We start from the raw sequence: 21,318 nt of genomic DNA, 5'->3' as shown, positions 1-21,318 counted from the left end.
CATGACCGACACCCCTTCCGCCGCCCCCGAAGCCCCGCCGGTCGCCGAGCGCAGCCTGGCCGCCATCCTGCGCGAGCTGGGGCCCTTCCTGCGCCCCTACCTGGGCCGCATCCTGCTGGCGATGGCCTGCCTGGTGGCCGCCAAGCTGGCCAACCTCGGCGTACCGCTGGTGCTCAAGCAGCTGGTGGACCGCCTGGACGTAGCGCCATCGCTGCTGATGCTCCCGATCGGCCTGCTGCTGGCCTACGGCGCCTCGCGGCTGTCGGTGACGCTGTTCACCGAGCTGCGCGGCATCATCTTCGCCCGGGTCATGGCGCGCAGCTCGCGCACCGTGATGCTGCGGGTGTTCCGGCACCTGCACGCGCTGAGCCTGCGCTTCCACCTCAACCGCCGCACCGGCGGCGTGGCCCGCGACGTCGAGCGCGGCGGCACCGCCATTTCCGACCTGCTCGACTGGACCATCTACACGATCCTGCCGACCCTGCTCGAGATCACCCTGGTCACGGCCGTGCTGGTCTGGGCCTACGACTGGGGCTTCGCCGCGATCACCCTGGGCACGATCGCGCTCTACGTGGCCTGGACCTTCCGCGTCACCGAATGGCGCACGCGCTTCTACCGGGCCGCGGTCGAGGCCGACACCCGCGCCAGCGCCCGGGCGGTCGACTCGCTGCTCAACTACGAGACGGTGAAGTACTTCAACAACGAGGAGCACGAGGCCCGCCGCTACGACGAGCACCTGGTGCAGATGGAAGAGGCCTCGGTGAAGAGCCTCAAGTCGCTGGCGGTGCTGAACCTGGGCCAGAGCGCCATCGTCGCGGTCGGCATCACCGCGCTGATGTGGCGCGCGGCCGCCGGCGTGGCCGCCGGCACGATGACCATCGGCGACCTGGTGCTGGTGAACGCCTACCTGCTGCAGCTGTCGGCGCCGCTGAACTTCCTGGGCATGGTCTACCGCGAGGTGAAGCAGGCGATCACCAACATCGAGCGCCTTTTCGGGCTGCTGGACGAGGCCCAGGAAGTACGCGACCGCCCCGGCGCCCGTGCCCTGGTCACGCACCAGCCCGAGGTGTCGTTCCAGGACGTGCGCTTTGGCTACGACGGCCGCCGCGAGATCCTGCACGGCGTCAGCTTCACCATCCCGCCGGGCGGCACGCTGGCGGTGGTGGGGCATTCGGGCAGCGGCAAGTCGACGCTGTCGCGCCTGCTGTACCGGTTCTACGAAATCCAGTCGGGCGCCATCCGCATCGACGGCCAGGACCTGCGCGACCTGCAGCAGGAAAGCGTGCGCGCGGCGATCGGCATCGTCCCGCAGGACACCGTGCTGTTCAACGACTCCATCCGCTACAACATCCGCTACGGCCGCCCCGGCGCCAGCGACGCCGAGGTCGAGGCCGCGGCGCGCTCGGCGCACATCCACGACTTCATCCTGACCCTGCCCGACGGCTACGACAGCGAGGTCGGCGAACGCGGCCTCAAGCTCAGCGGCGGCGAGAAGCAGCGCGTGGCCATCGCCCGCGCCCTGCTCAAGAACCCGGCCGTGCTGATCTTCGACGAGGCCACCTCGGCCCTGGACTCCGCCAGCGAACAGGCCATCCAGGACGAACTCGACCGCATCGCGGTCGGCCGCACCACCCTGGTCATCGCCCACCGCCTGTCCACCGTGATGGACGCCGACGAGATCCTGGTGCTCGACCAGGGCCGGGTGGTCGAGCGCGGCAGCCACGCCGCCCTGCTGGCCGGCAACGGCCACTACGCCCGGATGTGGCGCCTGCAGCAGCAGGAACAGGTCCTCGCCGATTGAGGTTCCCCGGGGCTGGAGGCCCCGTCGCCGAGCGGCTATGGTGCGGGCCATGGACCCTTTCCGGCCCGCCCGCCTCCGTCCCGCCTGCGCCGTGCTCCTGGCGTGGTGGGGGCTGTGCCTTCCCGCCCAGGCCCAGGACCCGGGCGCACCGGACCCGGCGGCCACCGGGACATGGATGGCCCTGCAGGCCGACGCCGCCCCCTGGCTGGAGCTGTTCGCCAGCGCCGGCGCCGGTGACGCCGGACGCATCGAGGCCATCGCCTGGCAGGCCCGGCTGGCGCGCGCCGCGCGCTCGCCCACCCATCTGCAGCACTGGCGACGCCTGGCCGATGCCGCCAAGGCCGGCGGCTTCCGACGGCCGCACTTCGGCGCCCTGTCGGTGCTCAGCGACGAGGCCTACCGCCGTGCCGACATCGAAGCGGTGGAAGCGATCGAGAACGAGGCCCTGGCCACCGCCCGCGGCTGGGGCGACCGCCGGGAAGAGGCGGCCTCGCTCTACGGCCTGGGCCTGGCGGCGAACGCCAGCGGGCGGCCGGACCTGGCGGAAACCCGCTTCCGCGAAGCCATCGCCGTCTGGCGCGCCAGCGGCGACCGGCGCGGCACCGCCATCGGCGAGCGGGGCCTGAGCCGGGTGCTGGAAGTCCGCGGCCGCTATGCCGAAACCGTCGAGCTCCAGGTCTCGGCGCTGGAAGTGTTGATCGAGGAAGGCAAGCCGATCGAACAGTCCGAGAGCTACTACTCGCTGGCCCGTCTGTTCATGAACCTGGGCGACCACGACGCCGCGCTGCGCGGCGTCAACGAAGCGATCCGCCTGATGGGCGACGCGCCGCCGGACTTCCCGCTGGGCCTGAACCTGGTGCTGCGGTCGAACGTGCTGCGCCTGCAGGGCGAACTGGAGCCCGCGCTGGCCGACGCCGACGCGGCCACGGCGGCGTTCGCGCGCACCGGCAGCCCGATCGGCGCCGGCCTCGCCGGCCTGGCGCGCGGCCAGGCGCTGGCTGCGGTGGGACGCGGCGACGAGGGCCTGGCGGTGCTGCGCGAGGCGCGCGCGACCGCAGTCGGGATCCGCGAGCGCGTGCTGGAGTCGGACCTTTCCTTCGCCGAAGGCTACGTGCTGGTCCGCCTGGGCCGGCACCGCGAGGCGCTGGCGCCGCTGGCCGTTGCCCTGGCCATCGGCGAGGAGCTCAAGCTCGACCGGCTGCTGCAGGACGTGTCGATCGAGCAGGAAAAAGCCTACTCGGCGCTGGGCCTGACGGCGGACGCACTGGCCGCGAGCAAGCGCGCCTACGAAGCCCGCGAGCGCATGACCGCCCTGCAGGACATCGGCCGACTGGCCTCGGACAATGCCCGCCGGCCCGACGCCGCCCGCGATCGCTTCATGGCGCTCGAGGCGCCGGCCGCCGATACCCCGGCGCCGGCGGCCATCCGCGCCGCCGGAGGCGATCCGCTGCCGCGCTGGGCCTGGGCCCTGGCGCTACCCACCCTGTTGCTGCTTTGGGGCCTGGTGCGCCTGCTGCGCCACGTGCGGCGCCTGCGCGCGGAGAAGCACCAGATCAGCTCGCGCCAGCAGGCGCTGGAGAGCGAACACCGTGCGCTGCGCGAGCGCGTCAGCCTCGATCCGCTCACCGGCTGCCTCACGCGCACCGCCTTCGCCGGCGAACTGGCGTCGCTGCTGGCGCATGCCGACAACCACGGGCGTTCCGTCGCCCTGCTGGTCTTCGACCTCGACAACTTCAAGGCCATCAACGACCAGCACGGCCACCTCGCCGGCGACGAGGCGCTGCGACTGGTCACCGGCATCGCGCGCGGCAAGCTGCGCAGCGACGACCTGCTGGGCCGCTTCGGCGGCGATGAATACCTGGTCGCCTGCGAGGGCCTGGACCTGGCCTCGGCCGAGGCGCTGGCCGAGCAGATGCGCTTCGACGTGGTCTGGCGCGCGCCGGAACACCAGCCGCCGATGCCCGGGCTGTCGATCAGCATCGGCGTGGCGATCGCCGATCCGGCGCGCGGCTACGATCCGGAGTCGCTGTTCCAGCGGGCGGACACGGCGCTGTACCGCGCCAAGCGCGGCGGCCGGAACCAGGTGCAGGTGGACCTGCCGGGCGAAGCGCCGGAACCCGACAGCCGCCGCGCCCGCCAGTGGGGCGACGCCCTGGCCGAGTAGTTGCGCTAGGCGGCGCCGAGCAGCGGGCCGACGGCCAGGTACAGGCCGACCACGATGATGGCCACGAAGGCCAGCCGGAGCACGAAGGCGGTGATCTTCCAGGCCAGCACCAGGCCCAGCACCACCAGGAAAATTCCCAACCAGCTCATACGCTTGTTCCTTGTCTCGACGGGGTCATCCTCCGGCCCCGGGGCCGGTAGAATGACGCCATCGTTGCCTTGCCGAGCCTGACCCCCGCATGACCGAGCCTGCCCGCCCCACCTTCCACGGCTTCGAACAGATCCCGCTGCGCGAGTACGCCGAGCGCGCCTACCTCGACTATTCGATGTACGTGGTGCTCGACCGCGCGCTGCCCTTCCTGGGCGACGGCCTCAAGCCGGTGCAGCGCCGCATCATCTACGCCATGAGCGAGCTCGGCCTGGGCGCGGCCGCCAAGCCCAAGAAGTCCGCCCGCACCGTCGGCGACGTGATCGGCAAGTTCCACCCGCACGGCGACAGCGCCTGCTACGAAGCGCTGGTGCTGATGGCCCAGCCCTTCTCCTACCGCTACCCGCTGATCGAAGGCCAGGGCAACTTCGGCTCCACCGACGACCCGAAGTCGTTCGCGGCCATGCGCTACACCGAGTCCAAGCTCACCCCGATCGCCGAAGTGCTGCTGGGCGAACTGGCCCAGGGCACCGCCGACTGGGTGCCCAACTTCGACGGCACCCTGCAGGAGCCGAGCTGGCTGCCGGCGCGCCTGCCGCACCTGCTGCTCAACGGCACCACCGGCATCGCGGTCGGCATGGCCACCGACATCCCGCCGCACAACCTCAACGAGGTCGCCAGCGCGGCGATCCGCCTGCTCGACGACCCCGACGCCAGCGTGCGCGACCTGTGCGAGCACGTGCGCGGCCCCGACTACCCGACCACCGCCGAGATCATCACCCCGGCCGCCGACCTGGTGCAGATGTACGAGACCGGCCACGGCAGCGTCCGCGCGCGCGCCACCTGGACCCGCGAGAACGCCAACATCGTCATCACCGCGCTGCCCTACCAGGTGTCGCCGTCCAAGATCATGGAGCAGGTGGCGCTGCAGATGCGGGCCAAGAAGCTGCCCTGGCTCGAGGACCTGCGCGACGAGTCCGACCACGAGAACCCGGTGCGCCTGGTCATGGTCCCGCGCAGCAACCGGGTCGACTTCGAGGCCCTGATGGGCCACCTGTTCGCCACCACCGACCTGGAGAAGAGTTTCCGGGTCAACTTCAACATCATCGGCCTCGACGGCCGGCCGCAGGTCAAGAACCTCAAGGCCTTCCTGTCCGAATGGCTGCTGTTCCGCACCGACACGGTCGCGCGCCGCCTGCGCCACCGCCTCGAGCGCGTCGAGCGCCGCCTGCACCTGCTCGAAGGCCTGCTCATCGCCTTCCTCAACCTCGACGAAGTCATCCGCATCATCCGCACCGAGGACGAGCCCAAGCCGGTGCTGATGGCGCGCTTCGGCCTCAGCGACGACCAGGCCGAGTACATCCTCGAGACCAAGCTCAAGCAGCTCGCGCGCCTGGAGGAAATGAAGATCCGCGGCGAGCAGGACGAACTGGCGAAGGAAGCCGAGAAGATCAAGGGCATCCTCGAGTCCAAGGCCAAGCTCAAGAAGCAGGTCAAGGACGAGCTGCTGGCCGACGCGAAGAAGTTCGGCGACGCCCGCCGTTCGCCGCTGGTGCAGCGCGAGGCCGCGCAGGCGATCAGCGAGACCGACCTGGTGCCCAGCGAGCCGGTGACCGTGGTGCTGTCGAAGAAGGGCTGGATCCGCAGCGCCAAGGGCCACGACGTCGAGGCCGCCGCGCTCAGCTACCGCGACGGCGACGGCCTGCTGCAGGCGGTGCGCGGCCGCAGCACGCAGCAGGTGGCGTTCCTGGACTCCACCGGCCGCAGCTACTCGACGCTGGCGCACACCCTGCCCAGCGCGCGCGGCAACGGCGAGCCGCTCAGCGGCCGCTTCGCGCCGCCGGCGGGCGCCAGCTTCGTCGGCCTGGCCGCGGCCGAGAACGACGTGCGCTACGTGCTGGCCTCGAGCCACGGCTATGGCTTCGTCACCCGCTTCGAGAACTTCACCGGCCGCAACAAGGCCGGCAAGGCCCTGCTCAACCCCGGCGACGGCGACGTGCTGCCGCCGGTGCCGGTGGTGGACGCCGGCACCGACTGGGTCGTGTCGGTCACCAGCGCGGGCCATCTGCTGGCCTTCCCGCTGGGCGAGCTGCCCGAGCTGGACAAGGGCAAGGGCAACAAGCTGATCCAGATCCCGCCGGCGAAGCTCAAGTCGGGCGAGGAGAAGGTCATCGCCATCGCCAGCGTCAAGCAGGGCGGCGAGCTCACCATCTATTCGGGCCGCCAGAAGCTGGTGCTGTCCTGGCGCGACCTGCAGGCCTACGAGGGCGCGCGCGCCAGCCGCGGCAACCTGCTGCCGCGCGGCTTCACCAAGGTCGACCGGATCGAGGCCAGCGCATGACGCCGCTGCCGCCCTGCCCCGCCTGCGCCTCGGTCTTCGCCTACGAGGACGGCGGCCGGCTGAACTGCCCGGAGTGCGGCCATGAATGGTCGCCGGGCGAAGCCGCCGAACCCGCGGAGGCCGCGAAGGTCGTGCGCGACGCCAACGGCAACGCCCTGGCCGACGGCGACAGCGTCACGGTCGTCAAGGACCTCAAGATCAAGGGGTCGTCGTCGGTGGTGAAGATCGGCACCAAGGTCCGCAACATCCGCCTGGTCGACGGCGACCACGACATCGACTGCAAGATCGACGGCATCGGTGCGATGAAGCTCAAGTCCGCCTTCGTCAAGAAGGACTGACCGCGCCCCCGGTCACGCCACGCGCCGGGCGGCGTAATGGAACAACCACGCGGCCGCCAGCCACGCCGCGCACATCACGCCGGTGAACACGAACACGTGGCCCAGGCCGGCGAGCCACGCGTACAGGCAGACGGCCAGCTGGGCGGCGGCGGTGGCGACCATGACCCAGGCCATGGCGCCTGCGCGGAAGAGAACGCCCAGCGAACCCGCCACGGCCACGGCGACCACGCCGAAGAACAGCGCGTTGGCCGGGTTGCCTTCGTTGCCGAGGATGCCCACGGCCAGGTTGGCCCAGACCGTCAGGAAGCACGCACCCGTCGCGATGCCGGCCGCCAGCACGTAGGCATTGCCGCGGGCGATGCGCGCCGCGATTTCGTAGGCCATGCCGACCGCCAACAGCATGACGCCCATCGCGATGAAATCCGCGGCGTCCCAGTCGACCTCGTCCGTGAACTGCATCGCCACCCACGGCAGGAGCAGCAGGGCGGCGGCGCCGCCCCAGACCAGGCGGCGAACGCCGCGACCGCGCAGTGTGTCCTGTTCCAGGATGCCCGCCATGCCCTGACTCCCCATGCTTCGTTCCCTGCCCGGCCGGGCGGGCTGGGCGTGATGCTGCACAGCATATCTGGCTTTTCCCGGGCAGCTTCGGGCAAGAAATGAGCCGGCGACCCGCTTCGAGGGCATGACCGCGTTAGCAGCACTGCACCAAAACGCAGTTCTTGGCCCGTCAATTTTTCTCGATGCATTGACCGTGCACGGCACGGCCACGAATCTCGCCCCCGGCGCAGATCGCGCCACTCTCCCCATAGTCACTCAACAAGGTAACAAGCCATGCGAATGAAGAACCGACTCCTCCTGGCCGGCGCCCTCCTCCTCAGCTCGCTGGGCCTGGCGGCCAGCGCCGGCGCCAACACCACCTGCGTTCCCTTCAACATGTACTGGAACGAGTGCACGGTGACCTACCTCGACCCGGCCACCGGCGAGTGGATGCAGGAAATCTACTACCAGCCCGTGCAGGGCCTGTACGACTCGATCGATCCGTAACCGGACCCGGCGGGCACGGCCCGCGGCCTCGCCGCCGGGCGACGAGGTTCCCCCTCGCCGCCGGTGGCCGGGTTCGCGGGCCACTCGGTCCCGGGAGCGCGGAAGAACGACCGCGAGCCCACTGGCGGCGGCCGCCCGCCGGACCGCGCGGCGTTATAGTCGGGCAATCGCTGCCCGGAGCCGCCCATGTCCCTGACTTTCCCGATGCGCGCCCTCCTCCTGGCCGCCGTGGTGCTCTCGCCGGCGCCCGGCCTGGCCCAAGCCCGGTCGGCACAGCTCAGCCCGGAACAATCCGAAGCCGCCGCCGCCCGCTACCAGCAGTACTGCGCGCTCTGCCATGGCCCCGACCGCGCCGGCCATGCCAACGACCACGCACCTTCGCTCAAGTCCCCTTCCCTGATCGCGACCGGCACGCCGGTGGTGATCGGCGAAGCCATCGCCTACGGCCGCCCCGGCACGCCGATGGGCGCCTACCACGTCGAAATGGGCGGCCCGCTGACGCGCCAGGAGATCCGCGAACTGGCGTTCTGGCTGATGGACATGGCGCCGACCGACCCGATCCCGGTCGCCGACCGCGTCGAGGGTGACCTCGCGCTGGGCGCCGAGGTCTATGCCCAGCACTGCGCCAGCTGCCACGGTGCCGAGGGCGAAGGCGGTACCGGCACCGCGCTCGGCAACGCCACCATGCTCGCGCTGACGCCCGACGGCTTCCTGCGGCACGCGATCGAGAACGGCCGCGAAGGCACGCCGATGGTGGCCTTCAAGGACGTACTGGGCCCGGCGCAGATCGACGGCGTCACCGCCTTCCTGCGCAGCCGCAGCGCCGGCTGGGCCGTACCCGCGCCCAGGCTGCACCAGCCGCCGGCGCTGGACGCCTACGTCATCAATCCCGACGCCGCCGCGCCCGAGTTCACGCTCACCGACGGCCTGTACGTCAGCGCCGCCGAACTCGACCGCGAGCTCAAGGCCCGCAAGCGCATGGTGCTGCTCGACACCCGCGTGACCTCGATGTGGGAACGCGCCCACATCGAAGGCGCCGTGCCGGGCCCGTACTACGCGAGCCGCGAGGAAGTGATGGCGAACCTGCCCACCGACGGCACCTGGATCGTCGCCTACTGCGAATGCCCGCGCGCCGCGGCCGAATCGGTCGTGCGCCGGCTGCGCGAGGCCGGCGTGCCGAACACCGCGGTGCTTTGGGAGGGCATCCAGGGCTGGGTGAGCCTGGGCTACCCGGTGGTGCAGGGCCGCGCCGCGGTGGCCACGTCGCCGTGATGCGGACAGCGGCCCGCGGCCTGGTGATCGCGCTGGCGGCCAGCCCGGCGGGGCTCGCCCGGGCCAGCGGCTCGCCCGTCACCGATGAGGTCGCGTGGGTCGCCGTCGCGTGGCTGGCGCTGTGCGCGCTGATCGTGGTGGCCAGTTTGGTGATGGCCCTGCGCCGCGGCCGGCAGCGCGGCGCACGTGCGGGCTGGCGTTTCTTCGGCGGTGCGCTGGTCACCCTGTCGGTCTCGGCGTTCGCGACCACCTGGCTGGTCGAGGCGCCCTTCGCCAACGCACTGCCCCCGCCCTGGGGCCTGGGACTGGTCGTGCTGCTGCCCACCCTGCTGATCTGGCTGGCCTTCGTGCTTGCGATTCGGCTAGACGACGGCCGGGAAGAAAACCGCGCCTGGAAAGCCACGCGCTGACGCCCACCCCGCCATCCCGCCCCGGAGCCCGCCATGAGCCCCACCCTGTTCGCCCTTACCGGCTTCATCGCCTGGTCGCTGTTGCTGCTGGTGCTGATGGAAGCCATCCGCTGCAAGCTGGTGCTCACCCGCGAAGTCGCGGCCAATGGCTTCACGCCCGACAACGCGCGGCTGTCGCCCTTCATGCAGCGGCTGGCGCGCGCGCACGCCAACTGCCTCGAGGGCCTGCCGATCTTCGGCGGCCTGATGCTGGTGGCGCTGGTCGCCGGGCGCACCGCCGTCACCGACCCGCTGGCCTACGCCTTCCTGGCGGCCCGGGGGCTGCAGTCGCTGATCCACCTGGCCTCCGTCTCCGCCGCGGCGGTCACGCTGCGCTTCACGGCGTTCGCGGTGCAGATGGCGATCGGGCTGGCCTGGGCCTGGGGCCTGTTGGCCGCGGCCTGATCCCGGCGGGCTGGTATCCTGCCGACCTCGCCGGCAGCGGCGCTTATTCCGGCCCACCCCGCGATGATCAACAACGATGTCCTGCGCAGCCTCCGCTTCATGCTCGACCTGGCCGATGCCACGCTCATCGGGATCGCCCGCCTGCCCGACCCCGGCTTCGAGCTGGCGCGCGAGGACCTCGCGGCCTACCTCAAGCGCGAGGGCGAGGACGGCTTCCAGGAATGCCCCGACGCGGTGCTGGCGCACGTGCTCGACGGGCTGGTGATCCACTACCGCGGCGTGAACCCGGACCTGCCGGCGCGCCCCGTGGACAAGCGCCTCACCAACAACCTGGTGCTCAAGAAGCTGCGCGTCGCCTTCGAGCTCAAGGACGTGGACATGCACCAGGCCTTCGAGGACGCCGGCCACCCGGTGTCCAAGCCCGAGCTGTCGGCCTTCTTCCGCCAGCCGGGCCACAAGAACTACCGCGCCTGCGGCGACCAGCTGCTGCGCAACTTCCTGAAGGGGCTGACCATGCGCAGCCGCGGGGTCTGATCCGCGCGCCTTCGTCGCCACCGTCCGGCACCGGCTTGCATCGCGTCGCCGCAGGCCCTAGCGTGGCCTCGCCACCCCCCGGCGCCTCGAGAGCATCCCCATGAAAACCACCGCCATCGTCCTGTTCATCCTCGTGCTTTCCGCCTGCGGCAGCTTGCCGGCCGGCCAGGCCTACAAGGGCGGCGACACCGTCCTGGTCTGCCACAAGGGCAAGAAGACGCTGGAGCTGCCGACCAATGCTGCCGAAGCGCACATCAACCACGGCGACCGCTACGGCCGCTGCTGATCCGATGACGCCACGGGCCGTCCTGTCCTTCTGGTTCGAGGAGATCGCGCCGGCGCGCTGGTGGTCGGTCGATCCGGCCTTCGACGCCAGCCTGCGCGACCGCTTCGGCGAGCTGCTGGCGCAGGCGGCGGCCGGTGAATGCCAGCCCTGGCGCACCGAAGCGCCCGGCCGGCTGGCCGAAGTGATCGTGCTCGACCAGTTCTCGCGCAACATCCACCGCGGCACGCCCGCGGCCTTCGCCCAGGACCCGATGGCGCTCGCCCTGGCGCAGGAGGCGGTCGCCGCCGGCGCGCTGGCGGAGCTGTCGGCCATCGAGCGCAACTTCCTGCTGATGCCCTACATGCACAGCGAATCGCGCCGGGTGCACGCCTGGGCCGAGGCGCTCTACCGCGAGCACGCGCCGCCCGACAACCTGGACTTCGAGCTGCGGCACAAGGCCATCATCGACCGCTTCGGGCGCTACCCGCACCGCAACGCGATCCTGGGCCGGGCCTCCACGCCCGAGGAAACCGCCTTCCTGGCCCAGCCCGGCTCGAGCTTCTGACCCCGCCGGGCCGCCATGGCAACCGCGGGGGACATCGGCCATCCTAGGCGACGATTCCCGAAGCGACCCCGACCCGCCATGCGCAAAGCCCTACGACTGCTGTCCCGCCTGCTGATCGTCCTGCTGCTCCTGGCCCTGCTGGCCGCCGGCGTGGCCTGGTGGCTGGCCCGCGGCAGCCTGGCGACCCTGGACGGCGAACTGGCGATCGAGGGCCTGTCGGCGCCGGTGGTGGTGACCCGCGATGCCTTGGGCGTCGCCACCATCGAAGCGGCGAACGAGGCGGACGCCGCCCGCGCGCTGGGATTCCTGCACGCGCAGGAGCGGTACTTCGAAATGGACCTGCTGCGGCGCTCGGCCGCGGGTGAACTGTCGGCACTGTTCGGGCCGCTGGCGCTCGAGCGCGACAAGCAGGTCCGCGTGCACCGCCTGCGCGCCCGCGTCGATGAATCGCTGCGCAGCATCGCCGGCGACCGCCTGCCGGTGCTCGAAGCCTACCGCGATGGCGTCAACGCCGGCCTGCTGGCGCTCGACCGCAAGCCCTGGCCCTACCTGCTGCTGCAGGCCGAGCCGGCGCCTTGGACCGTGCCCGACACCGCGCTCGCCGGCTACGCGATGTTCTTCGACCTGCAGGACGAGACCAACTCGCGCGAGCTTGCGCTGTGGCGCATCCGCGAGGCGGTGCCGGCGCCGCTGTACGACCTGATCGCCACCGACGGCAGCGAGTGGGACGCGCCGCTGCTGGGCGACGCGCGCGGCAATGCGGTGCTGCCGGGACCGGACGTGCTCGACCTGCGCACCCTGCCCGTGCCCGGCGAAGCCGGCGACATCGCGGTCTCGGAGCCGGCGGCGCCGGGCAGCAACAACTTCGCGGTGGCCGGCTCGCGCACGGCCGACGGCCGCGCCATCGTCGCCAACGACATGCACCTGGGCCTGGGCGCGCCCAACCTCTGGTTCCGCGCGCGGCTGCGCTACCCCGACGCGCGCGCGCCGGACGGCCGGGTCGACGTCAGCGGCTTCACCCTGCCCGGCATCCCCGCCGTCATCGTCGGCAGCAACACCTACGTGGCCTGGGGCTTCACCAACAGCTACGGCGACTGGCTCGACTTCTACCGCGTCGAGTTCACCGACAAGGAAAAGCGCAAGTACCGCGTGCCCGACGGCGTCGCCGCGCTGCGGGTGGACAGCGAGTGGATCGAGGTCAAGGGCGGCGAGCCGGTCGAACTGGTGGTGCGGGAGACGCGCTGGGGCCCGATCACCCGCGAGCTGCCCGACGGCACCGCGCTGGCGCTGCGCTGGACCGCGCAGCTGCCCGGCTCGCTGAACTTCGGCCTGGCCGACCTGGCCCATGTCGGCGGCCTCGATGAAGGCCTGGCCGTCGCCGACACCGCCGGCATCCCCGCCCAGAACCTGATGATGGCCGACCGCAGCGGCCGCATCGCCTGGCGCCTGACCGCGCAGATGCCCGAGCGCGCCGGCGACTGCACGCCGAAGGCGCCGCTGCGGGTCGAGCAGGGCTGCCGCTGGGCCGGCTGGCTGCCGCCCACCGAGAACCCCAGCGTGGTCGACCCGGCCGACGGCGTGCTGTGGACGGCCAATGCCCGCGTGGTGGACGGCGACGCGCTGGCCCTGGTCGGCGACGGTGGCTACGCCAATGGCGCCCGCGCGAAGCAGATCCGCGACGTGCTGCAGGCTAGGCCCGTGCTGGCCGAGCGCGACCTGCTGGAGGTGCAGCTCGATGATCGCGCGCTGTTCCTGGACCGCTGGCACCAGCTGCTGGTCGACGAAGCCGCGCGCAGCGGCCAGCCCGACCTGCAGGCCCTGGCCGCCGCGTCCGCCGACTGGAGCGGTCGCGCCGGCGTCGACAGCGTCGGCTACCGGCTGGTGCGCGGCTGGCGCCTGGCGGTGGTGGAGCGCATCCAGAACGGCCTCACCGCCCCGGCCCAGGCCGCGCTGGGCGAGGACTTCGTGATGCCCGACCTGCCGCAGATCGAATCGGTGGCCTGGCCCCTGCTGCAGTCTCGCCCGGCGCACCTGCTGCCGCGCCGCTTCGACAGCTGGGACGGGCTGCTGGCCGATGCCGCCCGCGAGCTGCGCATCCAGCTCGAAGCCGCCGGCCCGCTCGACCAGCGTCGCTGGGGCGAGCGCAATACCGCGCGCATTTGCCATCCGCTGGCGGGGGCGCTGCCGGCCCTGCTGCGCGGCCCGCTGTGCATGCCGGCCGAACCGCTTCGCGGCGACGGCCACATGCCGCTGGTGCAGTCGCCAAGCTTCGGCGCCAGCCAGCGCATGGTGGTGTCGCCGGGTCACGAGGCCGACGCCTTCGGGCACATGCCCGGCGGCCAGAGCGGCCACCCGCTGTCGCCGTTCTGGGGGGCCGGCCACGAAGCCTGGGTCCGGGGCGAGCCGACCCCGTTCCTGCCCGGCGAAACGGTCCATCGCCTGGACCTGCGACCCGCCGCGGCCCCGGAAATGTGAACAAGTTCACGTTTTGGTGAATAAAAGCTGACAGGCGTCACGATTTGGGCCATAAACGGCCCACTGCCCCGCCCTGCTCCGCGGGTGCAGCGACGGGTGGATCGCCGTCAGGGGGAGCGATTCGCCTTACCGATTCCAATACCCGGTGAGGTGGATTCAAATGCAGTTCCTGATTGTCCTGCTGACGCACTGGCGTCGCACCATGCTGGCCCGCCAGGCCGCCACCGTCCGCCAGGCGGTGCTCGCCATGAACGCCGAACAGCGCAAGCAAACCACCGACCTGACCCTGGCCGAGATCCAGGCCGCGGCGCGCCTGCCGGCGCCGCACCTGCACGGCGACAACGAGGCCACGCCCTACCGTCCGTGGACGCCGGTGGCGGCCGTCGCCGCCGCGCGCGCCAAGGACCGCTCGATCCAGCTGCGCCAGCGCAGCATCGCGCTGTGGCTGGCGGTGGTTTACCACGAGACCCGCGGCAGCCGGCACGAAGGCCTGCTGGCCGTGCACCGCGAGGTGCTGGGCATCCTGCGCGAGCTCAAGGACCACAAGCCGGCCACGGCCACCGAACAAGCCTGGTTCAACCAGGCCGCCTGAGCATGGGAGGGCGGTAAGCGGGGGTCAGCGGGACAGCAGTCGCTCGGCGATGGCTCGGTAAAGCGCGGGGAGGCGCTCGAGTTCATCCACCGCGACGCGCTCGTCGACCTTGTGGATGGTGGCGTTCACCGGACCCACCTCCACCACCTCGGCGCCCAGGGGCGCGATGAAGCGGGCGTCCGAGGTGCCGCCGCCGGTGTTCTCATCCGGCGTCGTGCCGCACTGCTCCTCCAGCACCGCCCGCACGGCGGCGCGCAGCCGGCCCTCGCCGGTCAGGAAGGGTTCGCCGCCGCGGTGCCAGCGCAGGTCGTACTGCAGGCCATGGCGATCGAGCACGGCATGCACCTCGCGCTCCAGCGCCCCGGCCGACCAGCCCGGGTTGTAGCGGAAGTTGAACAGCACCTCGCAGTGCCCCGGGATGACGTTGTTGGCGCCGGTGCCGGCATGGATGTTCGAGACCTGGAAGCTCGAGGCCGGGAACTCCGGATAGCCTTCGTCCCAGCGCCGCGCCGCCAGTTCGGCCAGCGCCGGCATCGCCTGGTGGATCGGATTGCGGGCCTTCTCCGGGTAGGCCACGTGGCCTTGGATGCCGTGCACCGTCAAGGTGCCCGAGAGCGTGCCGCGGCGGCCGACGCGCAGCAGGTCGCCCAGGACCTCCTTCGAGGACGGTTCGCCGGTGACGCAGAAATCGATGCGGCGGCCGCTGGCGCGGAAGTGCTCGGCGACCCTGCGCACGCCGTCGATGGCGTCGCCCTCCTCGTCCGAGGTCAGCAGCAGGGCCACCGTGCCCGGGTGGTCGGGCTGCGCGGCCACGAACTGCTCGAGCGCGAGCACGAAGGCGGCCACGCTGCCCTTCATGTCGGCGGCGCCGCGGCCGTACAGGTAGCCGTCGCGGATCGTCGGCGTGAACGGATCGCTGGCCCAGGCCTCGCGCGGCCCCGGCGGCACCACGTCGGTGTGGCCGAGGAAGCACAGCACCTCGCCGCCGTCGCCGTGGCTGGCCCAGAGGTTCTTCACCGCGCCGAAGTCGATCTGTTCGCAGCGGAAGCCGGCGCGCGCCAGCCGCTCGGAAATCATGGCCTGGCAGCCGGCATCGTCGGGCGTCACCGACGGCCGCGCGATCAGTTCCTTGGCGAGGGCCAGCACGTCGCTCATTTCTTCATCCCGAACCGGAGCTTCCAGCCGTTGTCGGTGAATCCTACGCTGACCGTGCCGTCGTCGGTCACCAGCACCGGGCGCTTCACCAGCGCCGGATGCTCCTTGAGCAGCAGGGTCCACTCGGGATCGGAGGCCGGCGACTTGCGCGCCTCCGGCAGCTGCCGCCAGGTGGTCGAGGCGCGGTTGATGAGCTTGTCCCAGCCGCCCAGCTGCCCGGCCCAGGCCTTGAGGGTTTCGGCCGGCACCCGGTTCGCGCGGTAGTCCACGAACGCGTGCGCGATCTCGAAGCGCTTGAGCCAGTTGCGCGCCTTCTTGCAGGTGTCGCAGGTGTCGAGGCCGTAGAGCGTGGTCATTCCACCGCACCCCGCAGCAGTTCATTCACCGAGGTCTTGGCGCGGGTCTTGGCGTCGACCTGCTTCACGATCACGGCGCAGTAGAGCGAGTACTTGCCGTCGGCGGAAGGCAGCGAGCCCGACACCACGACGCTGCCGGCCGGCACGCGGCCGTAGCTGATCTCGCCGGTGGCGCGGTTGTAGATGCGGGTGCTCTGGCCGATGAACACGCCCATGCCGATCACGCTGCCCTTCTCCACCACCACGCCCTCGACCACCTCGGCGCGGGCGCCGATGAAGCAGTCATCCTCGATGATGGTCGGGCCGGCCTGCAGCGGCTCGAGCACGCCGCCGATGCCGGCGCCGCCCGAGAGGTGGCAGTTCTTGCCGATCTGGGCGCAGCTGCCGACCGTGGCCCAGGTGTCGACCATGGTGCCGGCGCCCACGTAGGCGCCGATGTTCACGAAGCTGGGCATCAGCACCACGTCCTTGCCGACGTGGGCGCCGGCGCGGACGATCGCGCCCGGGACGACACGCGCGCCCAGCTTCTGGAAGTCGCCTTCGTCGAAGCCCTCGAAGCGCAGCGGCACCTTGTCCCAGAACGGCGCCGGGTAGCTTTCCACCAGCTGCATGTCGTTGACCCGGAAGTAGAGCAGCACGGCCTTCTTCAGCCACTGGTTCACCTCCCAGCCCTTGCCGGCCGGGGCCGCGACGCGGGCCTTGCCGGATTCGAGCAGGGCGATCGCCTCCTCCACCGCCGGGCGGGTGGAGCCCTCGATCTCGGCCGCGCTCAGCGTCGCGCGGCGCTCGAAGGCGTCCTCGATGATCGCCTGCAGCTGCTCAAGGGCGGGCTTCTTTCTTGCCATGGTCCGTCTCTCCGTCGACGCAGGCCACGATGGCCTGGCTCAGCTTGTCCAACAGGGCCTGGTCCTCGACGGCGCGATCGCGCTCGTCGGTGAGCAGGAAGAAATCTTCGACCTTCTCGCCGAAGGTGGCGATGCGGGCGTCGTGCACGCGCAGCCGGTGCTGGCGCAGCACCTGGGCCACGCCGGCCAGCAGCCCGGGCTGGTCGGTGCAGACCAGGCTCATGCGGGTGCGGCGGCCGTCGGCCACGGTGTCGAACGCCACGCGCGCCGGCACCCGGAAGTGGCGCAGCTGGCGCGGCGCCGCGCGCCGCACCGGGCGCACGCGCGCGGGGTCGCGCAGCGCGGCCTTGATCGCCGCGACCACCGCCTCGGTTTCCGGGGCGATGCCCTGCGGCGCGATCAGCTGGAAGGTATCGAGCGCGTGGCCGTCGCTGGAGTTGAGCACCCGCGCCTCGAGCACGTTCAGGCCCAGCCGGTCGAGCGTGGCCACCAGCGCCGCGAACAGGCCGTCGCGGTCGAGCGCACGCACGAACACCTCCAGCCCGCCCGCCTGCAGGTGCGGCCGCACCAGCACCACGGTGTCACCAGCCTCGGATTCGGCGATGCCGCGGGTCTGCCAGGCGATCTGTTCGGGCCGGTAGCGCAGGAAGCCGACGTCGGGATACGCGGCCCAGATGCCCTCCACCGTGGCTTCGTCCAGCCCCTCGCCGAGCAGGCGCTCCATCGCCTTGGCGCGGGTCTCGGCCATGATCTCGTTGGCGTGCACCGGGTTTTCCAGGCCGCGGCGCAGCGCGAAGCGGGTGGCCGAGTACAGGTCGGCCAGCAGCCGGTCCTTCCAGGCGTTCCACAGCTTGGGGCTGGTGCCGGCGATGTCGGCGCAGGTGAGCAGGTACAGGTAGTCCAGGTGCTCGCGGTCGGCGACCTTGTTGGCGAAGCGCGCCACCACCTCCGGGTCGGAGATGTCCTGGCGCTGCGCGGTGACCGACATCAGCAGGTGCTGCTCGACCAGCCAGGCCAGCAGGTCGGCGTCCGCGGCGGGCATGGCGTGCACCTGCGCGAACTCGCGCGCATCCACCGCGCCCAGTTCGGAATGGTCGCCGCCGCGGCCCTTGGCGATGTCGTGGAACAGCCCGGCCAGCAGCAGCAGGTGCGGCTTGCGCAGGCGCGGCAGCACCTCGTGCGCGATCGCGAAGCGTTCGTCGGCGCGGCTGGCGAAGCCGGCCATGTGCGCCAGCACCGTCAGGGTGTGCTGGTCGACCGTGTAGACGTGGAAGAGGTCGTACTGCATCCGCCCCGACACCCTGCCGAAGGCCGGCAGGTAGCGCGCCAGCACGCCCAGCCGGGCCATGCGGGTCAGCGTTGCCACCGCCTGCCCGGACTCGAGCAGCGCCATGAAGCGCTGCCGCACCTCGGGCGGCTGCTCGTCGCAGGGCCGGATCGCCGAGAGCGACTCGCCCAGCGCGCGCGCCGTTTCCGAATGCAGGCCGCGGGCGCCGGGCGCCTGGTCCCAGGCCGCGAACAGCGCCAGCATCGGCGCCAGTCCCTCGCGCAGGCGCTCCGGCTCGCGCATCGCCAGGTAGCCGTGGCGCAGCGCGTAGCCCTCGGCCACCGGCACCGCCGACGCCTCGCCCGACAGCTGCTCCTCGAAGCGCTGCAGCAGGCGGTCGTTGATCCGCATCACGGTGGCGGCGCTGCGGAAGAAGGCCTGCATCATCTGTTCGACCGCGAGGTTGTCGCGGTGCTCGTCCTTCAGGCCCAGCATCGCCGCCAGCGTCTTCTGGTGGTCGAAGCCCAGCCGCTCCTCCCGCCGCCCCGCCAGCAGGTGCAGGCCGAAGCGCAGCCGCGCCAGCTGGCGCCATTCGCGCTCGAGGCTGGCGCACTCGTCCTCGCCCAGCAGGCCCAGCGGCACCAGCGCGCGCAGGCCGGGCACGCCGTACAGGCGCATGCCCATCCAGGTCACGGTCTGCAGGTCGCGCAGGCCGCCCGGGCCCTCCTTGAGGTTGGGCTCGAGGTTGTGGGCGGTGTCGTGGAAGCGCAGGTGCCGGCTGCGCTGCTCCTCGCGCTTGGCGGCGAAATACTCGGCCGGCGGCCACAGCGCGGTCGGCGCCAGCGCCGCGGCCAGCGCCGCGGGCGCGGCGGCGTCGCCGGCCAGTGACCGGCACTCCATCAGCGAGGTCAGCACGGTGATGTCCTCGCGCGCGGCCTCGACGCACTGGTCCAGCGAGCGCACCGCCTGGCTGGTGGCCAGGCCGGCGTCCCAGAGCAGCGAGAAGAAGCGGCCGATGGCGGCCTCGTGCGCCTTCTGCGCGGCCGGTTCGCCCAGCACCAGCAGGTCGATGTCGGACTGCGGGTAGAGCTCGGCGCGACCGTAGCCGCCGGTGGCCAGCAGCTGCAGCGGCGCGTCCGGCGGCAGGCAGCGGGCCCAGGCCGAGGCGACCACGAGGTCGCTGGCTTCGCAGCACAGGCTGACCAGGCGGTCGATGGCCTCGCCGGCCTCGAACCGGCGCCGCAGTTCGCCGCGACGGGCGGCCAGGCCGGCCTTGGCGGCTTCGCGCCAGGCGGCATCGTCCGCGGCGGCGGCGAGGGCCGGCGCCAGCGGGGGATCGGGCGTGGGGACGGCGCTCACCGGCCGGCCCCGGTCACAGGTCGTTGTCGTCGCCGGGCAGGCGGGTCAGGATCTCGACGCCGTCGTCGGTCACGGCCACGGTGTGTTCCCACTGGGCCGAGAGCGACTTGTCGCGGGTGACCACCGTCCAGCCGTCGCCCAGCAGCTTGGTGTGGCGGCTGCCCTCGTTGATCATCGGCTCGATGGTGAAGGTCATGCCCTTCTGCAGCACGACGCCGGACATCGGCTGGCCGTAGTGCAGGACCTGCGGGTCCTCGTGGTAGATCTGGCCGATGCCGTGGCCGCAGTACTCGCGCACCACGCTGAAGCGCTCGCCCTCGGCATACTTCTGGATGGCGTGGCCGATGTCGCCCAGGGTGGCGCCGGGCTTGACCACCCGGATGCCGCGGAACATGGCCTCGCGGGTCACGTCGACCAGCCGCCGGGCCTTGACGCTGGGCTCGCCGACGAAGTACATCCGGCTGGTGTCGCCGTGCCAGCCGTCCTTGATGACGGTGACGTCGATGTTGATGATGTCGCCGTCCTTGAGGACCTTGGACTCGCTCGGGATGCCGTGGCAGATGACGTTGTTGACCGAGGTGCAGACCGTGGCCGGGAAGCCCTTGTAGCCGACGTTGGCCGGGATGGCCTTCTGGACCTCGACGATGTGGTCGTGGCAGATCCGGTCCAGCTCGGCCGTGGTCACGCCGGGCTTCACGTGCGGGGCGACGACCTGCAGGACCTCGGCGGCCAGGCGGCCGGCGACGCGCATGCGCTCGATGTCTTCGGGGGTCTTGATGGTGATCCTCATGGGCCGGGATTATCCATTACTTGCGGGGGGTTAGGCCAGCGGGCTATACTCCCGCGGCTCGAAACGGCCCGTTCCCTACCCGGCACGATCCGTCCAGAGCCGCCCACGCCGGGCGTCACCGGTGAATACACACACCAGGCCATCCCCCGTCCCGGGGTGCCTCGGGATCCGGCCGCAAGGCCCGCCCAAGGTTCGAGACGGCCGCCTGGTGGAGGCCCAACCCCGGAGCTTCGAAGCCGCCAGCGTGCGGCCGGCTCCCTATTCCAAGGAAACACCCATGACCCAGGTCACCATGCGCCAGATGCTGGAAGCCGGCGTTCACTTCGGCCACCAGACCCGCTACTGGAACCCCAAGATGGGCCCGTACATCTTCGGCGCCCGCGGCAAGATCCATATCATCAACCTCGAGAAGACCCTCCCGCTCTTCACCGACGCGATGAACTTCATCTCGGGCATCGCCCAGAAGCGCGGCACCATCCTGTTCGTCGGCACCAAGCGCTCGGCGCGCGAGTCGATCAAGGAAGAGGCGATCCGCTGCAACCAGCCGTACATGAGCATGCGCTGGCTCGGCGGCACCCTGACCAACTTCGCCACCGTGAAGAAGTCGGTCGCCCGCCTGAAGGAGCTCGAGGCCGCCGAGACCGACGGCACCTTCGAGAAGCTGGTCAAGCACGAAGTGCTGGGCCTGCGCCGCGAGCGTGACAAGCTGGAAGCCTCGCTGGGCGGCATCAAGGAAATGAACCGCCTGCCGGACGCGCTGTTCGTGATCGACATCGGCCACGAGAACATCGCCGTGCAGGAAGCCAAGAAGCTCGGCATCCCGGTCATCGCCGTGGTCGACACCAACTACGACCCCAACCTGGTCGACTACGCCATCCCGGGCAACGACGACGCCATCCGCGCCGTGCAGCTGTACGTCCGCGCCGCGGCCGACGCCGTGCTCGAGGGCAAGGCCGCTTCGCCGCAGGCCCACGTCGCCGCCGACGAGTTCGTCGAGCTCGACGCCGAAGGCAACCCGGTCGCCAAGGAAGACAAGAAGGCCGCCCCGCGCGGTCCGCGCCCGCCGCGCGACGACGCCAAGCGCGCCCCGCGCGCGCCCCGCGCCGCCAAGTAAGTCATCCCGGCGTCATGCCGCGGCGCCATCGTGCGCCGCG

Annotated in this window: 21 protein-coding genes; 14 read left to right on the top strand and 7 right to left on the bottom strand. The window is 71.5% G+C overall.

What is annotated here, in order from left to right:
• Position 1: 1 nt before the first annotated feature.
• Both VFQ84_RS02275 and VFQ84_RS02270 read left to right on the top strand, forming a co-directional pair.
• Positions 2-1,801, top strand: coding sequence for an ABC transporter ATP-binding protein/permease (locus VFQ84_RS02275; protein WP_325128800.1), 1,800 nt, complete (start codon positions 2-4; stop codon positions 1,799-1,801).
• Positions 1,802-1,850: 49 nt separating this feature from the next.
• Positions 1,851-3,965 carry a tetratricopeptide repeat-containing diguanylate cyclase gene (locus VFQ84_RS02270; RefSeq protein ID WP_325128797.1) on the top strand — a complete coding sequence of 705 codons (2,115 nt, stop codon included), beginning with the start codon at positions 1,851-1,853 and terminating at the stop codon, positions 3,963-3,965.
• Positions 3,966-3,970: 5 nt separating this feature from the next.
• Here VFQ84_RS02270 and VFQ84_RS02265 read toward each other — a convergent pair whose 3' ends face one another.
• Complete coding sequence (locus VFQ84_RS02265; protein WP_325128795.1) at positions 3,971-4,114, bottom strand: hypothetical protein; 144 nt, start codon at positions 4,112-4,114, stop codon at positions 3,971-3,973.
• Positions 4,115-4,203: 89 nt separating this feature from the next.
• Between VFQ84_RS02265 and parC the strand changes: the two genes are divergently transcribed.
• Positions 4,204-6,453 carry a DNA topoisomerase IV subunit A gene (parC, locus tag VFQ84_RS02260; RefSeq protein ID WP_325128793.1) on the top strand — a complete coding sequence of 750 codons (2,250 nt, stop codon included), beginning with the start codon at positions 4,204-4,206 and terminating at the stop codon, positions 6,451-6,453.
• A complete protein-coding gene (locus VFQ84_RS02255) occupies positions 6,450-6,791 on the top strand; it encodes a zinc ribbon domain-containing protein YjdM (RefSeq protein WP_325128791.1) in 342 nt (113 codons plus the stop codon). Before parC ends, VFQ84_RS02255 begins: the two co-directional genes overlap by 4 nt.
• A gap of 12 nt (positions 6,792-6,803) precedes the next feature.
• On the opposite strand, the gene VFQ84_RS02250 is transcribed toward VFQ84_RS02255, so the two are convergent.
• A complete protein-coding gene (locus VFQ84_RS02250; protein ID WP_325128790.1) occupies positions 6,804-7,349 on the bottom strand; it encodes a hypothetical protein in 546 nt (181 codons plus the stop codon).
• A 279-nt stretch (positions 7,350-7,628) separates the two neighbouring features.
• Between VFQ84_RS02250 and VFQ84_RS02245 the strand changes: the two genes are divergently transcribed.
• The 9 genes from VFQ84_RS02245 to VFQ84_RS02205 all read left to right on the top strand — a co-directional run bounded on the left by VFQ84_RS02245 (position 7,629) and on the right by VFQ84_RS02205 (position 14,392).
• Positions 7,629-7,835 carry a hypothetical protein gene (locus VFQ84_RS02245; protein WP_325128787.1) on the top strand — a complete coding sequence of 69 codons (207 nt, stop codon included), beginning with the start codon at positions 7,629-7,631 and terminating at the stop codon, positions 7,833-7,835.
• A 186-nt stretch (positions 7,836-8,021) separates the two neighbouring features.
• Positions 8,022-9,107 carry a c-type cytochrome gene (locus VFQ84_RS02240; protein WP_325128785.1) on the top strand — a complete coding sequence of 362 codons (1,086 nt, stop codon included), beginning with the start codon at positions 8,022-8,024 and terminating at the stop codon, positions 9,105-9,107.
• Positions 9,107-9,517 (top strand): hypothetical protein, encoded by a 411-nt coding sequence (locus VFQ84_RS02235; protein ID WP_325128783.1) that lies wholly within the window; start codon positions 9,107-9,109, stop codon positions 9,515-9,517. The genes VFQ84_RS02240 and VFQ84_RS02235 overlap by 1 nt, the downstream gene beginning before the upstream one ends.
• Before the next feature lie 33 nt (positions 9,518-9,550).
• Positions 9,551-9,961 (top strand): MAPEG family protein, encoded by a 411-nt coding sequence (locus VFQ84_RS02230; protein ID WP_325128781.1) that lies wholly within the window; start codon positions 9,551-9,553, stop codon positions 9,959-9,961.
• Positions 9,962-10,024: 63 nt separating this feature from the next.
• Positions 10,025-10,495: a DUF1456 family protein gene (locus VFQ84_RS02225; RefSeq protein ID WP_325128779.1), complete on the top strand. Its 471-nt coding sequence runs from the start codon at positions 10,025-10,027 to the stop codon at positions 10,493-10,495.
• 100 nt (positions 10,496-10,595) lie between these two features.
• Complete coding sequence (locus VFQ84_RS02220; RefSeq protein ID WP_325128777.1) at positions 10,596-10,781, top strand: hypothetical protein; 186 nt, start codon at positions 10,596-10,598, stop codon at positions 10,779-10,781.
• Positions 10,782-10,785: 4 nt separating this feature from the next.
• Complete coding sequence (locus VFQ84_RS02215) at positions 10,786-11,325, top strand: DUF924 family protein (protein WP_325128775.1); 540 nt, start codon at positions 10,786-10,788, stop codon at positions 11,323-11,325.
• A 78-nt stretch (positions 11,326-11,403) separates the two neighbouring features.
• On the top strand, positions 11,404-13,800 hold the full coding sequence (locus VFQ84_RS02210) for a penicillin acylase family protein (RefSeq protein WP_325128772.1): 2,397 nt from the start codon (positions 11,404-11,406) through the stop codon (positions 13,798-13,800).
• 160 nt (positions 13,801-13,960) lie between these two features.
• Complete coding sequence (locus tag VFQ84_RS02205; protein ID WP_325128770.1) at positions 13,961-14,392, top strand: hypothetical protein; 432 nt, start codon at positions 13,961-13,963, stop codon at positions 14,390-14,392.
• 24 nt (positions 14,393-14,416) lie between these two features.
• Here the strand turns inward: VFQ84_RS02205 and dapE are convergent, their stop codons facing one another.
• Genes dapE through map form a run of 5 tightly spaced genes read right to left on the bottom strand, consistent with a single transcriptional unit; the run spans position 14,417 to position 20,164 of the window.
• Positions 14,417-15,547, bottom strand: coding sequence for a succinyl-diaminopimelate desuccinylase (gene dapE / locus VFQ84_RS02200; RefSeq protein WP_325128768.1), 1,131 nt, complete (start codon positions 15,545-15,547; stop codon positions 14,417-14,419).
• Positions 15,544-15,903, bottom strand: a complete 360-nt coding sequence (locus VFQ84_RS02195) for a Spx/MgsR family RNA polymerase-binding regulatory protein (protein WP_325128766.1) — start codon at positions 15,901-15,903, stop codon at positions 15,544-15,546. The genes dapE and VFQ84_RS02195 overlap by 4 nt, the downstream gene beginning before the upstream one ends.
• Positions 15,900-16,748: a 2,3,4,5-tetrahydropyridine-2,6-dicarboxylate N-succinyltransferase gene (gene dapD, locus VFQ84_RS02190; RefSeq protein WP_325128763.1), complete on the bottom strand. Its 849-nt coding sequence runs from the start codon at positions 16,746-16,748 to the stop codon at positions 15,900-15,902. The genes VFQ84_RS02195 and dapD overlap by 4 nt, the downstream gene beginning before the upstream one ends.
• Positions 16,723-19,374 carry a [protein-PII] uridylyltransferase gene (glnD, locus tag VFQ84_RS02185; RefSeq protein ID WP_325128761.1) on the bottom strand — a complete coding sequence of 884 codons (2,652 nt, stop codon included), beginning with the start codon at positions 19,372-19,374 and terminating at the stop codon, positions 16,723-16,725. The genes dapD and glnD overlap by 26 nt, the downstream gene beginning before the upstream one ends.
• 13 nt (positions 19,375-19,387) lie before the next feature.
• Positions 19,388-20,164, bottom strand: coding sequence for a type I methionyl aminopeptidase (gene map / locus VFQ84_RS02180; RefSeq protein WP_325128757.1), 777 nt, complete (start codon positions 20,162-20,164; stop codon positions 19,388-19,390).
• Between the two features lie 277 nt (positions 20,165-20,441).
• Between map and rpsB the strand changes: the two genes are divergently transcribed.
• Complete coding sequence (gene rpsB, locus VFQ84_RS02175; protein ID WP_325128755.1) at positions 20,442-21,278, top strand: 30S ribosomal protein S2; 837 nt, start codon at positions 20,442-20,444, stop codon at positions 21,276-21,278.
• Positions 21,279-21,318: the final 40 nt, after the last annotated feature.

This window comes from Arenimonas sp. (genome assembly GCF_035721105.1).
Taxonomy (GTDB): domain Bacteria; phylum Pseudomonadota; class Gammaproteobacteria; order Xanthomonadales; family Xanthomonadaceae; genus Arenimonas.
This window is presented reverse-complemented; position numbering and strand designations above follow the sequence as displayed.